This is a genomic window from Nonomuraea sp. NPDC048892, assembly GCF_040649735.1.
Classification (GTDB): Bacteria; Actinomycetota; Actinomycetes; order Streptosporangiales; family Streptosporangiaceae; genus Nonomuraea; species Nonomuraea maheshkhaliensis.
In genome coordinates, this window is sequence record NZ_JBEZFZ010000002.1 from 817,398 (window position 1) to 831,934 (window position 14,537).

Annotated in this window: 10 protein-coding genes; 2 read left to right on the forward strand and 8 right to left on the reverse strand. The window is 71.3% G+C overall.

Translation table 11 applies throughout. From position 1 onward, the window contains the following. Positions 1–57 precede the first annotated feature (57 nt). A complete protein-coding gene (locus AB0C28_RS09095) occupies positions 58–780 on the reverse strand; it encodes a sulfite exporter TauE/SafE family protein (protein ID WP_357842685.1) in 723 nt (240 codons plus the stop codon). A 174-nt stretch (positions 781–954) separates the two neighbouring features. On the opposite strand from AB0C28_RS09095, the gene AB0C28_RS09100 reads away from it, so the two are divergent. Next, a complete protein-coding gene (locus AB0C28_RS09100) occupies positions 955–1,653 on the forward strand; it encodes an alpha/beta fold hydrolase (RefSeq protein WP_358073519.1) in 699 nt (232 codons plus the stop codon). Between the two features lie 42 nt (positions 1,654–1,695). Here the strand turns inward: AB0C28_RS09100 and AB0C28_RS09105 are convergent, their stop codons facing one another. The 6 genes from AB0C28_RS09105 to AB0C28_RS09130 all read right to left on the reverse strand — a co-directional run bounded on the left by AB0C28_RS09105 (position 1,696) and on the right by AB0C28_RS09130 (position 13,254). Then, positions 1,696–7,326 carry an SDR family NAD(P)-dependent oxidoreductase gene (locus tag AB0C28_RS09105; protein ID WP_358073520.1) on the reverse strand — a complete coding sequence of 1,877 codons (5,631 nt, stop codon included), beginning with the start codon at positions 7,324–7,326 and terminating at the stop codon, positions 1,696–1,698. 70 nt (positions 7,327–7,396) lie between these two features. Continuing rightward, a complete protein-coding gene (locus AB0C28_RS09110) occupies positions 7,397–9,202 on the reverse strand; it encodes an AMP-binding protein (RefSeq protein ID WP_358073521.1) in 1,806 nt (601 codons plus the stop codon). Between the two features lie 49 nt (positions 9,203–9,251). Next, positions 9,252–10,418, reverse strand: a complete 1,167-nt coding sequence (locus AB0C28_RS09115) for a peptidogalycan biosysnthesis protein (RefSeq protein ID WP_357842697.1) — start codon at positions 10,416–10,418, stop codon at positions 9,252–9,254. 69 nt (positions 10,419–10,487) lie between these two features. Continuing rightward, complete coding sequence (locus AB0C28_RS09120) at positions 10,488–11,420, reverse strand: sulfotransferase domain-containing protein (RefSeq protein ID WP_357842700.1); 933 nt, start codon at positions 11,418–11,420, stop codon at positions 10,488–10,490. A gap of 179 nt (positions 11,421–11,599) precedes the next feature. Beyond that, a complete protein-coding gene (locus AB0C28_RS09125; protein ID WP_357842703.1) occupies positions 11,600–12,772 on the reverse strand; it encodes a hypothetical protein in 1,173 nt (390 codons plus the stop codon). After that, positions 12,769–13,254, reverse strand: coding sequence for a SigE family RNA polymerase sigma factor (locus AB0C28_RS09130; RefSeq protein WP_357842706.1), 486 nt, complete (start codon positions 13,252–13,254; stop codon positions 12,769–12,771). The genes AB0C28_RS09125 and AB0C28_RS09130 overlap by 4 nt, the downstream gene beginning before the upstream one ends. Positions 13,255–13,418: 164 nt before the next feature. Between AB0C28_RS09130 and AB0C28_RS09135 the strand changes: the two genes are divergently transcribed. Then, complete coding sequence (locus tag AB0C28_RS09135) at positions 13,419–13,871, forward strand: MmcQ/YjbR family DNA-binding protein (RefSeq protein ID WP_358073522.1); 453 nt, start codon at positions 13,419–13,421, stop codon at positions 13,869–13,871. Between the two features lie 31 nt (positions 13,872–13,902). On the opposite strand, the gene AB0C28_RS09140 is transcribed toward AB0C28_RS09135, so the two are convergent. Beyond that, on the reverse strand, positions 13,903–14,523 hold the full coding sequence (locus AB0C28_RS09140; RefSeq protein ID WP_357842712.1) for an L-threonylcarbamoyladenylate synthase: 621 nt from the start codon (positions 14,521–14,523) through the stop codon (positions 13,903–13,905). Positions 14,524–14,537: the final 14 nt, after the last annotated feature.

The following is a 14,537-nucleotide window of genomic DNA, read 5'->3' on the forward strand; positions in this document are numbered from 1 at the left end:
CGCGCGGCGCGCGGCACGGTGGTCTCGCCGTGACGTCCGGGGTGGTGACCGCCGGCGTCAGCTGTTGAGCGCGCTGAACAGGGTCATTCCCGCGCTGACGATCAGGGCCAGCAGCACGACCCGGCGGAAGCGGTCGGGGTCGATGCGGCTGAACACCGCGTCGCCGATGAAGTAGCCGAGTTGCACCACCGGCACCCCCACCAGCCCGATCCAGAGTGACTGGGAGTTCACCTGGCCGGCCACGGCGAAGCCGATCAGGCTGAAGACGCTGGTGCCGGCGAACACGGCGGCGAGGGTGGCGCGGAACTTGTGCGGGTCGTAGCCCATGCCCTGGAAGGCGGCGACCATCGGCGGTCCGTTGGTGCCGGTGGAGGTGGACAGCGCGCCGGACAGGAGGCCCACTCCCACCAGCACGGGGACGTTGCCCGGCACTTTCACCCGGCGCCACACCATCAGGGTGCAGCCCAGGACACCGATGCCGATGAGCGCGGTGAGGACCCGCTCGGACGTGGCTCCGTAGACCCAGAGGCCCAGGGGCATGCCGAGCAGGATGCCGGCCATGGCGATCATGGCCACCTTCCATTCGGCGTGGTGGCGCTGGCGTACGCCGATGGTGATGGTCATGGCCAGGGCGGACATAGTGGTGGCGACCACCGCCGTGTGCGGGTCGACGGTGAGGGCGAGAAGTGGAGTGGCGACGAGGGCGTATCCGAATCCGGTCACCGCGTGCACCGTAGAGGCGAGCAGGATGATCACGGCGGCGGCAAGCAGCGTGGTCACCTGCCACACTTTGCCATAGGTGCATATAAATGATCCAGTATTCTGGGAAGAAAAATCAGCGGTAAGCGCCGCGGTATGCGGAGACCGTTCCGAAATCGGGATCAGGGCCGCGGCCAATGGTCTCTACGTTGTTTTCCTTGCTTTGTCAACGGGTGCGCAGAGGAGAGAATTGACGTGGCCGCTCAGGAATCTGCTAATTACGTGGTCAGCCCGCCGCTCGACGATGATGGTGGCGTCGTCTTCGTCCCCGGGCTCGGCGGCCGGACGAAATTCGTGGACCGCTGGAACGAGCCCGGCCGGGAACACGTCGTCCGCCGGGCCGTCTGGAGCGAGCCCATGAACGTGCCCCCCGTCGACTCGCGCGGTGCGGCGCTCGCGTCCCTCGTCGACCGCTCAGGCGCCGCTGACGTCGTGCTCGTCGGCCACAGCATGGGCGCGCTGGTCTGCCTGGAGGCGGCCGCGCGGCTGGACGGGCGGGTGCGGGGCGTCGTCGTCATGTGCCAGTATCCGCCGCACCGCACGCCCGTCTCGCCGCTGGCGGAACTGCCGGACCGGGCGCTGGCGGCGGAACTCGACGCGCCGGCGCACATCGCGGACACGGCGGCGCTGGCCGAATACGCTCGCCTCTGGCGCTCGGAATATCGGCTGCTCAATCGTTATCTGGAATCGGATCCGCGGCCCACGCTGAACGCGCCGATCGTCGCGGTGGGTGCCAAGGGCGACGCCAGTTCGTGGAGCTCGGAAAACCTCGACGAGTGGCATTTTTACACGACGAAACGGCTCTCCGTCCATATGGTCGCGGGGGGCCATCAGATGGTTGAAGAGCTGCCTTCCGAGACGCTTCGAGAATGGCTCAGCACATTTTCTGGATGAACCTCTCGTGCGCTGGTGACGTCGTTTCTTGTAGGTCTCCTCTCACTCGCTCAGCCGGCGTAGTTCGGCGGCCAGCTCGGCCACCGTCGGGTGGTCGAAGATCACGGCGATGCCCACGTCCACGGTGAAGGCCCGGCGGATCTCCTCGACCAGGCCGACGGCGGCGAAGGAGTCGCCGCCCAGGTCGAAGAAGTTCTCGTCCGGGCCGACCGAATCCAGCCCGAACTCGGCACACCACATCTCCGCCAGCCGGTCCTCGATCGGCACCTGCTCTTGTGCCTGGTGCTGTGGCGTCTCGTCCGAGGGCCGTTCGGGGGTGGTGGCGGGGCGCGTACCGGCCGGGTCCGGCTGCTTGCGGGGTGCGCCGGCGCCGGGCTCGTCTTGTACGGGTGCGGTCGCGTTCTTCATGACGGCGTCGTGTCCCGGGACGGTGATCGCCACCTGCCGGTGCTCGGGCCGGGCCAGGAGTTGGAGCAGTAGGCGGATTCCGGTGGTGGGCGTGATCGCGTCCCCTGGCGAGAGCTCCTGCTCGGTGGCGGAGGCTCGCTCGTCGCGGTGGGTGTCGGGGGCGACCATGGACTCGTCGACTCGGCGCATGGTGAAGCCCCTGACCTCGACGGCCACCTCGCCGTTCGCCGTCAGCACGTCGATGTCCGCCACGATCGTGTCGGCACCGCTCGGTCGCCGGCGGATGTGGCTGTACGCGCGGCCCGGGATCGGCTGGTGCACCACGATCGACTGGTACGCGAACGGGGCGTGCGGTGGCTCCAGGTCGGGATCGCGTGCCAGGGACACCGCCGCGTCCAGCAGTGTGGGATGCAGCGCGTGCTCGCCGAGCTCGTAACTGAAGGTGTCGGGGAAGGTGAGCACGGCCAGCTTTGTGCCCGGGTCCTTCCCTGACGTCCAGATCTCCTCGCCCGGCCAGCGTGGGCCGATGGTGAACAGGCGGTTGGCCGGGTCGTTCACGGGCGTGCGCCGGTTGGTCAGCGTCGCGCGCAGCCCGTCCAGGTCCACCGTGCCTGCGGTGGCGTCCACCAGGCCGATCTCGCCTGTCGTGTGTACGCGGTGGTCGCCGGGCGAGCCGGGGGGCGATGACAGCGGCGCGGTGCGTACGGTGAAGCGCCAGAGGTCCTCGTGCGGTTCGAAGGCGATCTCCAGTGAGACGGGCTCCGGGGTGGTGATGGGCTGCCGGAAGACCATGTGGCGCACTCGTGCGGGGCGGCTGTTGACGGGGTCGACCGCCTCGCGGAAGGCACGCAGGACGAAGTCGACCTGGGCTGTGCCTGGCAGCACCGGGATGCCGTCCATGCGGTGTTCGTCGAGGATCGGATAGTTATCGGCCGACAACGGGACCGACCACCGACGCACAGTCGGCTCCGACGGTGGCTCCGTCCCCGCCCCCGGTTCCGGTCTCGTCTTCGTCGCTGGTCCCGGTTCCGCTTCCGGTCCCACCGCCGTTCCCGTCCCTGGGCCCGCTTTCGGTCCCGGCTTTGTTCCTGGTCCCGTGCGCGGGCCCGGACGCCCGGCGTGTGACTGCAGCTCCTGGCGGGCGGCCATGCCGACCTCGGTCCACGACGGCCAGTTGATGGTCACCGAGGCGCAGCCTGCCAGCGGTTGCCGGCGTACCACCGCGTCGAGGAACGCGTTCGCGGCGGCGTAGTCGGCGCTGCCGATCAGGCCCCTGAGTGCGGCCCGGCTGGAGAAGGCCACGAAGAAGTCGAGGCCGGGCCGATTCCGCAGCACCTCGATCAGTGCCAGAGTGCCGTGCACCTTCGGCGCGAGGGTCGCTGACAGCTGCTCCCGCGTCCGGAAGAGGAGCATGCCGTCTCCTGCAACCCCCGCCAGATGGAACACCCCGTTGACGCCGCCGAAGGCTTCCGACGCCTGGCCGATCACGCGGCGCAGCGCCTCCACGTCGGTTACGTCGCACGCCTCGACCCGGCACTCGGCCCCGAGCGCCCTGATCTCGGCCAGCTCGTCCCCGTGTCCGTCCGTACGGCGGCCCAGTAGTAGCAGGCGCGGCCGTAACCCGGTTTCCGCCAGGCCCCGCGCCACGGCCAGGCCGAGCCCTCCGAGCCCACCAGTGATCACATAGACGCCTTCGCGCCGCAGCCCGACAGGCCCCGCATCACTGAACCCCGCGTTGCTGGAGCTCGCACCGGCTGCGTCATCGCCATGAGGTGTTGTGCCGTTGGGGGCCGCGCCGTGCGGGATCGCGTGGTCAGGAGCCGAGTCGGCCAGAGCGGTGTGGTCGGGGGGCATGCCAAGGAGGGCTGTGGTTTCCCACGCCGGGTCGTCCGGGAGCGTGTCGTCGAAGGTGAGTGGTCGTTCGCCGGGGACCCAGCGCCGGTCTCCGCGTAGGGCGACGATCTCCGAGTGGTCGAGGTTGCGCAGCTCGGTGAGCAGCCGGTTGCCGCCCACGTCGTTCTGGACGTCGATGAGCTTGCAGCGGGAACGGGGGTTCTCCAGCATGTAGCTGCGCAGGAGGCCGAGCAGCATGGCCCGGACCGGGTGCACGCGCTCGCCGCCCGTCACGTCAGCGGACAGCTCGGTGATGATCAGGACATCGCGGCCGCGCTTGTCGGGTGCGCGGCGTGCCGCCTCCCGCAGCAGGTCCACGATTCGGTGGAAACCGGCGTCGAGCTGGTCGTCGATGCTGGTCAGGTCGGGTTCCGGCAGGTCGCCGATTTGGGTGGCGTCGACGACGAGCTCCGGGTAGCGCTGCGACTCTCTCAGCTCATCCAGCAGCCGGACGATGTCCTCCGGGTGCCCGGGACGGATCGTGAACTGGTCCTCCAGGTGTTCCGGCCTGGCAGTGGACTCGTCCCCGGGGTGGGCCGTGGAGTCGGTCGCTGGGCCCGTGTACGTGGGGCTGTGCCGGACCCGCGTCGCGTTCCATCCGGCTCGGTCGAGCAGGGCGGACAATTCGGCCGCGCGGCGTGGGTCGTCGGGCAGGAACACCAGCGGGCGCGACCCGTTCCCGGCACCGGGCCCGTGGCGTCCGGCCGGGGCGGCCTCCACCCATGTGGGCAGCCGCAACGCCCCGCCGCTCGGGTCGTGGGCGGGTTCGTCGCCTGGGTCGTGCGCGGGTTCACCGTCCGGCTTGTGTGCAGGTGCACCGTTCGCCTTGTGCGCGGGCGCGCGGTCGGCCGGGCCCTTTGCGGCGTCCGGGTCGATCCAGTGCCGTTCCCGCTGGTACGGGTAACCGGGCAGAGGCACACGTTCACGAGCACCCGACGCGGACAGAGGCGCCCAGTTCACCTCCGCACCGAGAGTCCACATCCGGCCCAGCGCGTACAGGAACGAGGCCCGTTCCGTAGCGCCCTTCGACGGTCCGGCCGGCAGGACCGGCACCACCAGATGCCGCCCTGCCCGCACCTGGGGATGCGCACGGGCCAGGGTGGAGAGCGACCGCCCTGGGCCCATCTCGACCAGCACCCGGTCGCCACAGGACAGCACGGCGTCGAGCGCCCGCTCGGACAGGACGGGCCCGTCGAGCGACCGCATCCAGAAGTCCGCGCTGCCCGCGGCGGCCGGCTCGACCAGGCCGCCGCCGGCCGCGGAATAGAGCCCGGCCCGGGGACGCCGTGGCCGGATGCCGTCGAAGGCGGCGCGGAAGCGTTCGACGGCACTGTCCGAGGACGGCCCGCCCATCGCCCGGGCGCTGATCAGCCGTACCGACTCCTGGAGGGTGAACACCCCGGCGAGCGTGGCGGCGGCGAACTCCCCGACGCCCACGCCGAGCAGCACGTCGGGCTCGATGCCCAGCGCCCGCCAGAGCCGTCCCAGCGCGTACTCGACGCTGAAGACCGCAGCCTGCGCGACAGCCACGACCGGCTGGTCCGGCACGGCTTCCCGCGTCCCCTCCCAGAGCGACCGCAGCGGCAGGCCGAGTGCGTCGAAGAGCTCGACGCACTCGTCCAGGGCCGCTCTGAACACCGGTTCCGTACGGCGAAGCTCCGCCGCCATGTCGGCATGCCACGCCTTCTCGCCCGGGAAGAGGCACACGGTGCTGCGGTCCGTCCGCTCCGGCGGGGTGACGATGCGCCGCCCCTCGTCGAGCACGGCGGCCGCCGCGTCGGCCAGGCTCTCCACCACCACCGCACCCCGTACCGGATGCGGCGTGCGCCCCTCTCGCAGCGTGAACGCGACGTCGGCGAGCGGCTCCGAGCTGCCCGCGAAGGATCGGGCGAGCCGCTCAGGCCAGGCCGCGGCCGCGGACGGCGTCCGCGCCGACCACACGATCAGCTCCGCCGGCTCCGGGCAAGCCGGTTGCGGACGGGTTGGCCGAGGAAGGGGCGAGGGTAAGCGGATCAGCTCAGGGCGCGCGCCGTTTTCGCCCGTCCGGACGGGGACGGGCGCCCGAGCCGGTGCCTCTTCGAGGATCGCGTGCGCGTTCGTGCCGCCGATCCCGAACGAGCTGACCCCCGCCAGCCGCCGCCCCCCGTCCGGCCGGGGCCAGGGCCGCAGCGCGTCGTTGACGACGAACGGCGAGCTGCCGAGGTCGAGCAGCGGGTTCACCTCGCCGAGGTTGGCGGTCGCGGGGATGTGTTCGTGGCTCAGCGACAGCGCGGTCTTGATCAGCGACGTGATCCCCGCCGCGTGCCCCAGATGGCCCACGTTCCCCTTGATCGAGCCGATGGGACACCGCTCGCCCCGCGACGCCGCCCGCGCGCCGAACGCCATCCGCAGCCCCGCGATCTCGATGGCGTCACCCAGGCGGGTCGCGGTGGCGTGCGCCTCCACGTACCCGATGTCCTCGGGCCCCACGCCGGCCAGCTCCATGGCCCGCGTCACGACCTCCGCCTGCCGGTCGGCGCTGGGCGCGGTGAAGCCGACCTTGTGCGCGCCGTCGTTGTTGACCGCCACCGCGCGGATCACCGCGGAGATCCGGTCGCCGTCGGCCAGGGCGTCGGTGAGCCGCTTGAGCACCACGACGCCGGCCCCGCTGCCGAAGATCGTGCCGGTGGCCGCCGCGTCGAAGGGGCGGCAGTGGCCGTCGCGGCTGAGCGGGCCGTCCTGGGCCCACCAGTAGCCGTGCCCGACGGGGAACTCGACGTCCGCGCCCCCGGCCAGGGCGACGTCACACTCGCGCAGCCGCAGCGCGTTCACGGCGAGGTGCACCGCCACCAGCGAGCTCGAACACGCGGTCTGCACGGTCAGGCTCGGGCCGTTCAGGTTCAGCTTGTACGACACCAGCGTCGACGCGCTGTCCGGGTTGTTCCACATGCCGGCGCCCATGCCGGTGGCACTCCTGAGCGCCTCCAGGTTCCCGATCAGGCGGCCGATCCCGTAGCGGTTCGCGGCGACCGACGAGAACACGCCCGCCCGGCCCAGCCGCGTCGCGTCATAGCCGGCGTTCTCCACGGCGGCGTGCGCGGTCTCCAGGTAGAGCCGCAGCTGCGGATCGCACACGTCGGCCTCGCGCCGGTTCAGGCCGAAGAAGCCGGCGTCGAACAGGTCGATGCCCTCCGGCTCCGCCACCGCCCGCACGTAGGCCGGGTCGGCCAGCGCCTCCGGTGACACGCCCCTCGACCGGAGCTCGTCCTCGGCGGGGAAACGCACCGCCTCCTCGCCGGCCACGAGGATCTCCCACAGCTGCCGGGTGTCGGCCGCCCCGGGGAAACGGCCGGCCATCCCGATGATCGCAATCGGCTCGACGAGGTCGCTCATGTCGTTCGTCCTCCAAACTGCTTGCCGCGTACCAAGATCGAGCCGGGCGTGCCCTCGGGAGAGGGACGCCTCACGTCAGGTCGTCGTCCAGGGTCTCCCGCAGGTGATCGGCGAAAGCCCGCAAAGTGGGATATCGGAAGACCAGCACCGGGGAGATCTCCCTGCCCAGGCGGATGGAGACCTCCGACACGAAGCGCATCAGGGACATCGAGGTGAAACCGGCCTCGAAGAAGCCGCCGTCAGGGTCGATCCCGCTCCGGCCGAGCACCGACCGGGCGCTCTCGTCCACCACCGCCCACAACTTCCCGGCCTGGTCCTCGCCCGGCTCGTCGTCCCAGCCGTCGCTCCGCTCATCGCCCCACGCGTCGGCCCGGTCCTCGTCCGGCTCGTCGTTCCAGGAGTCGTTACGGGCCTCGTCCCGCACCTCGATGCTCGACGGCATGACCGCCGGGTCCAGCCGGTCGCGGAGCACCGCACGGACCTCCTCGCCGTCCACCGCCGCCCCCGGACTCCGTACGACGGTCAGGCGCACGGTTCCCACACCCGCTCCGTCCTCGACGAACGTCGCCACCGCGCCGGCCACGCCGGGGGCCAGGGAGGCGGCGCCCTCGATCTCGTCCAGCTCCACCCGCGTGCCGTTGACCTGGACCTGCCGGTCCGCCCGCCGCAGGAAGCACAGGTCGCCGTCCGGCAGCAGGCGGACGACGTCGCCGGTGTCGTACCAGCGCCGCCCGTCCTGGTCGGTGGTCAGCAGCGGAGCCCCGCCGGTGTAGCCGAGCGCGCACGCCGAGGACTCCACCTGCAACCGGCCCTCCAGTCCCGCACCATCACTCACGCCGCCGTTCCGCGCGGACTCCGGGACGATCCTGACCGTGGCGTGGCCGAGCGGGCGCCCGATGGGGATCGGGTCCTCGCCGGTGACCCCCTGACCAGGCGGAACCCGGTGCACGCACACCACCTGCGGCGTCTCCGACGCGCCGTAACAGTTGACGACCGTGGCACGCGGCGCGAACCGGGCCGTCGCCCGCAGCGCCGCCGCCGTGAGCCGCGCCCCCACCGAGCAGACCAGCCGCAGACTCTGTACGGGACGCGGAGACGCGCCCGCCATGAGCTGGAGCAGGACCGGCGAGCCCTGGAGCACGGTGACGGAGTGCGCGGCGAGCCAGTCCGCCGCCGGCCGGGCATCGCCGGCCGTGCGCGAGCCTGGGACGTACAACGTCGCACCCGTGACCCAGGGCGCGATCAGCTCCCGCAGGCTGGGATCGTGGCCGGGCCTGCTGAGGAAGGCGACCCGGTCCGACTCGTCCATGGGCAGCTCTTCGAAGAACGCCGCGCAGGCGGCCTCGAACGCCGCCCGTCCGACGACGATCCCCTTGGGCCTGCCCGTCGTCCCGGACGTGAAGAGGACATGACTCACGTCGTCCGCGACGCTGCCGCCGCCGGAGGCGTCGAGCAGCTCCAGAGCGGCAGCGGGGGCGGACGACGGAGCTGTTGACGGGGCGAAGACGGCGGCGGCGCCGGTGACCGCCAGCGCCCCGCGTACCCGTTCACGACCCCAGTCCCCGAGGATCGCCGGGACGGCGCCCGCGCCCCAGAGCCCCAGGAGCCGCGCGACGAACTCCGGGCTCCGCTCGGCGGGCACGCCCACCACGCGGCGCTCCAGCCGGTGGCGCCGCACGACCTCGCCGACGTCCGCGCCGAGCGCGGCGAGCTCGCCGAACGTGAGCTCGCGGTCCTCGTGCACCAGCGCGACCCTGCCCGGGTCACGCGGCGCCCGCCCGAGCACTCCCAGGCCGGTTTCCGCGTAGGTAGTAGTGCTGACGGCAGTGCTGGTGGTGTCGCGGGCGGGGCCGGTCGGCTCGTCCCGTCGGCTCACGCTGGCCTCCCTCGCGGGCACGACTCCCGCTCGTCCGATCGATGTCGCGTCACAGCAGCTCGTCCCACACCGGGTGGAAGTACCTGGGGTGAGCGGCGCGGAGGTCGCGCCAGTGTTTCCTGCGGCTCTCCGCCGGTTCGGCGCCGGTCGCGCCGTTCCCGGGCTCGCCGTTCGCCGGCCACGCCACGTGCGCCAGCGGGAGCACGGCGGCGCCGCGCCTGGCCTTGCCCAGCTCCGCCCCCGCGCCGGTGACGACCCTGGACAGGCCCATGGCGTACGCGTGCCTGATGGGTTCGTAGATCGCCGCGTTGAAGTACACGAACGGGTCAGGACCCTCGTCGTCCACCCGCCCGAAGTCCGTCACGTACAGCCGGTCGTGCCACCGGCACAGCACCCCGGCGCCGACGACGCGGCCGCGCACCCGGCACAGCACGGCCAGTGCCGCGGTGTCGCCCAGCGCGGACGCGTACGCCGAGAGCCGCCCCGCCACGGCGTCCACGCTGTAGGCCATCCCGTGCCTGGCCCGCACGTTCGCGATCATCGGCGCGACGGCCGGGACGGCCTCGCGGAGAGGGACGGTCTCGGTCGCGCAGACCTCGGCGAAGTGCCCGGCCTCCCTGCGGACGCTGGTACGCGTGTTGCGCGGCAGCGTCGCCAGGTAGTCCGCGAAGCACGTACCGGGAAGCTCCAGCTCGGTCTGGGCGACGCCCGCCAGCCGGTGCCGGTCGCCGTCGCCCGTGACCGGCGCGAGCTCCCGCCACGAGGCGGCGTCGAGGAACAGGAAGAAGGTGTACGGAAGCCCGCGCTCGGCCGCGACGGCGCCGGCCGCGTCCCTGAGCGCCCGCAGGACCACGGCCCTGGCCGGACCCGGCAGGGTGGGATCCAGGACCAGCCGGGTCCCGAAACCCGCACGGGAACCGGCCAGCAGCCCCAGCCGCCCGCCGGCCGGGCCCGCGGCCCGCAGCAGGTCCTGGAAGTGCAGCTCGGGCCAGTAGAGGTAGTCGCCACGGCTGGGCAGCGAGTCGTAGAGGGGCAGGGCGCCGAGGATGCGGCAGTGCCCGGGCCGGCGGGCGATCAGGTACATGACGGGCGCCTCACCGGTACGTTCGAGAGCCCGCAGCCACGCACGGCTCTGGAACAGGTCCCTAGGGTCGGCGACGTCGTCCCACGCACGCCCCGCGACGTCGGACAGCGAGGGAACGCGTTCGATCGTCACGGGCCCGGGCACTTCTTGCGTCATATTGCGTATTTCCTGGTGCGTTATCCGTACAGGGTGGTCACGTGGTCAGCCCGTCCCGTGGTGGAGCCATTCGAGCAGGTCCGGTTCGGCCAGGCCGGCCACCCTGCGGTCGTAGTGCGCCCGATCCTCGGCGATGAGGAACTGCTGCCATTCGCCGGACTTTCCGCTGCGGAAAAAGCGTTTGCGGTCGCGGATGTAACCCAGTTGCTCGTCGGGCGCGAGTTCGTCCGCGCGATTTCGCATCTGCTGGAACGTGGCGGCCTCGACGAGCTCGGGCCACCTGCTCTCGTCGATCTCGATGCCGAGCCGCCCGGCCAGCCGCCGCATCTCGCCGGCCAGGTCGCGGGACAGGTCGGCGTAGTGCAGCAGGACGACGTTCGGTTCCGTACGCCGGACCCAGGCCCGGCTCTGCGTCCAGATCAGCGCGCGCAGCGAGTCGAGGTTGACGTGCGGCGGGTCGTCGTTGTCCACCCACCGCATCAGGTACGTGCGTTCGTCGAGGAGGTCTCGGTCGTCATGGCCGTCCACCGGGGCGTCGGCCGCACCGCCGCCGGGGTGGGCGGCCTGGTGGATCAGCCGGCGGATCACGTCGCGTTTGAGGTTCTTGCCATGGCTGCGCAGGGAGATGGCGACGTCGCGCGGGTCGCGTCCCACCGTGATGTAGGTGACCTGGGGATCGATGGGGATGCCGTCGAGCGGGATGTGGGTCTTGATGAAACGGCGGTGCCGCTGCGCGGACAGGTGGTCCCAGACCTCCTGTTTCGGGCGTACGAGCATGTCGATCCACGGTGAGAGGCTCGACAGCGGGGCGGGCAACCGGGGTGACTGGAAGATGAGGAGTGCACAGATCGTCTGGGTCCAGGTGGTGCCGCACTTCGCCGGAGAATTGATGACGATGTCGCCGGGACGGAATTCGAAACCGTCCCACCTGGAGCTGTCCTCCATTGGAGTGAGGTAACGAGCCAGTTGTGTCGTCACGAAAGCGAGTTTAAACACAGTATGCGAGTTGCGGAAGATGCATTAATACCGGTATTTATTGCGAATCGACGCCATCGCCCGGTTTGCGGGTGACGAATAATTGAATTGACGGCATGCGCCATTCCCGAGGCGCTGATTCCGCACCCCGGGCCGCCGTCGCCGGGCCGATCATCGGCCGCTCATCCGCTGCGCAGGGAGTAGGCGGTCACCTCCTTGGGCAGCTCAGCGAGGCGTGACAGCGCTCCGGTCCCGATGTTCCAGCCGAGCAGCCTGTCCCTGCTTTCGACGATCACCGTGTCGGGGCCGTACCAGCCGCGTACCGCGCAGCCGCTCTTCCCGCAGCGCGCGCCGGGCGGATCGCCCCAGGGCAGGAGCAACGTCCTGACCACCCGTCCGGTGGCGGTGTCGGCCACGACGACCACGTCCGCCCGGCCCCGACGGTCGTCGTGCGCGGGCGCGGACCTGGCCACGAGGCCGTCGCGCTGCCACCCGTGGTCGCCGGGGCCGCGCACGGGCATCCGGCCCTGGCCGGTGATGCCTCCCACGTCCAGCCGCAGCTCCCGGTCACCCTGCCGGATGAGCGTCCTGCGGCCCGTGCCGGGCGAGACGATCCTGAGGTCGCCGTAGCCCGCGGCGCTCGCGAACCCCTTGAACGGCTGTCGCGTGGCCGCCCCCGTGGCCAGGTCGATCAGGTAGTTGGCCGCCGCCTGCTCGACGAGCAGCTGATCACCGCGCCACAGCACCACCTGGTTGAACCCCGGCACCCGGTAACGCCTGGCCTGGCCGACCACCAGGTCGACGACCACCACCGCGTCCTTCTGCGGGAAGGCGGCCATCGTCCCGTCGGGGGCGAGCGAGTTGGGGACCAGCGGCGGGCTGGGGGAGCCGGTCGCGTCCACGGCCTGGTCCAGCTGCACGTCCAGGGAGACGCGGCCGTCGGCCTTCAACGCGTAGATCCGCCCGTCGCCGTACTCGGCCAGCGCCAGGACGGCCCCGGAGACCGAGGTCATGACGGGGACGCCGGCCCACCTCTCCGGCAGCGCGGTCGCCAGCACGGGCAGCGCCGCCTCGCCGCCGGGCGGCGGCGCGACGTCCACGGCGGGAGCGAACGGCGTCGTGACCGCGGGCGAGCCGTCGGGGTGAACGGCGACGCCGCGCTCGACCGGTTCCGGCGTCATGACGATCCCGGCCACGACGACCGCGGCGACCGTCGCCACCGCCGCGGCCGCCGTCAACCGGCGGCGGGCACGGCTCCGCGTGCCCTGCCGCCACAACTCTCCCGCGCTGGACGAACCCTCCGGCAGGGTCTCGGCGAGCTCGCCGAACAGCTCCCGCAACCTCTGGTCCGTCATATCAGCACCTCCTCCAGCTCGGGAGCGACCTCGCGCAACCGCTTCAGCGCCGCGTGCGTCTGGCTCTTCACCGTCCCGGGGGAGACCCGCAGGATCGCGGCGACCTCCCCGACGGGCAGGTCCTCGTAGAAGCGCAGCACGAGCACCGCGCGCTGCTTCACCGGCAGTTTGGCCAGCGCGCGCGCGAAGACCAGCTTCAGGTCCGACTCCTCGGAGGTGTCCTGGTCCAGTTGTTCCGGCGGCTCCTCGTAGACGAACTCCCGCCGCCTGCGCCGTCTGGACGCGACGTCCCGGTACAAGGTGGTACGTACGTAGTTGACCGGATCGGTGTGCACCTTCGTCCAGCGGCGCGCCAGTTTGATCAGGGCTTCCTGGAGCACGTCCTCGGCCAGATGCCTATCACCGCTGATGAGGATGGCCGCACGCAGCAGCCTCGGGTGCCAGGCGGCGACGAAGGCCTCGAACGCCTCGGAATCCCTCATGTAGACAAGACGCCCTGGAGGGTCCGAACGGTTGGGGCCTGCCCCGAAATCCAGCGAATCCAGCGAATCCGGCGTCACCGAGGGAACTCTGTCATGTCACCGGGGCCCGCCCGCGGGCCCTGAACGCCTGGGACACGGAACCCGCCGCCGCCTACGCTGGGACCATGACCGAGACCGACGACGGAGACCGGCCCGCCCGCGTCGAGGACGTGCACGAGCTGGCCCTGTCCATGCCGCACGTGACCGTCTGGCCCGGGACCGGCGACAACCCGATCTACCAGGTGGGCGGCAAGTCGTTCGTCTTCTTCCGCAACCCGCGCCCGGACGCGGTGGACCCGGACACCGGGGAGCGGTACCCGGACGTGATCGTCTTCTGGGTCGAGTCGGAGGCGGACAAACTGGCACTGGTCCAGGACGAGACGTCGCCGTTCTTCACCACCCCGCACTTCAACGGGCACGCGTCGGTGCTGCTGCGGGCCGCCAGGCTCGGTGAGCTCACCCGCGCGGAGCTGGCCGAGGTGGTCCAGGACGCGTGGCTGTCACGGGCGTCGGCCCGCCGGGCGGCCGACTGGCTCCGCGCCCACCCGCCGTCCACCGCCACGCCACGTCGCACGTGATGACGGCGGATCACCCGACGCCGACCACTCGTCACTCGAACAGGGACGGATCTCCCGTACCCCGGCGCAGGATCTCCGGCTCGTCCTGCGACAGATCGACGACCGTCGTCGGGGTCGCGCCGCACTCGCCGGCGTCGATGACGGCGTCCAGCGCGTGATCCAGCGTCTCCTTGATCTCCCACCCCTGCGTCATGGGCTCGCTCTCGTCGGGCAGCAGCAGGGTGCTCGACAGCAGCGGCTCGCCCAGCTCGGCCAGCAGCGCCTGCGTCACGACGTGATCGGGGATCCGCACGCCGACCGTCTTCTTCCTGGGGTGCAGCAGGCGCCGGGGCACCTCCTTGGTCGCGGGCAGGATGAACGTGTAACCGCCCGGGGTCGCCGCCTTGACCAGGCGGAACACCGCATTGCTCACATGGACGAACTGCCCGAACTGCGCGAAGTCCCGGCATACCAGGGTGAAGTGATGGTCGTCGCTCAGGCGGCGGATCTCCCTGATCCGGTCGATGCCCTCCTTGTTGCCCAGCCGGCACCCGAGGGCGTAGGACGAGTCCGTCGGGTAGGCGATCAGCCCGTCGCCGCGCAACAGCTCGACGACCTGGCCGATCAGGCGAGGCTGGGGATTGTCCGGATGCAGATCGATGTACTTGGCCACACCTCGGATCTTAG

Coding starts and splice junctions, on each gene's coding strand:
- AB0C28_RS09135 (WP_358073522.1), top strand. CDS start 13,419: ATGACCGAGACCGACGACGGAGACCGGCCCGCCCGCGTCGAGGACGTG.
- AB0C28_RS09105 (WP_358073520.1), bottom strand. CDS start 7,326: ATGAGCGACCTCGTCGAGCCGATTGCGATCATCGGGATGGCCGGCCGT.
- AB0C28_RS09130 (WP_357842706.1), bottom strand. CDS start 13,254: ATGAGGGATTCCGAGGCGTTCGAGGCCTTCGTCGCCGCCTGGCACCCG.
- AB0C28_RS09125 (WP_357842703.1), bottom strand. CDS start 12,772: ATGACGGACCAGAGGTTGCGGGAGCTGTTCGGCGAGCTCGCCGAGACC.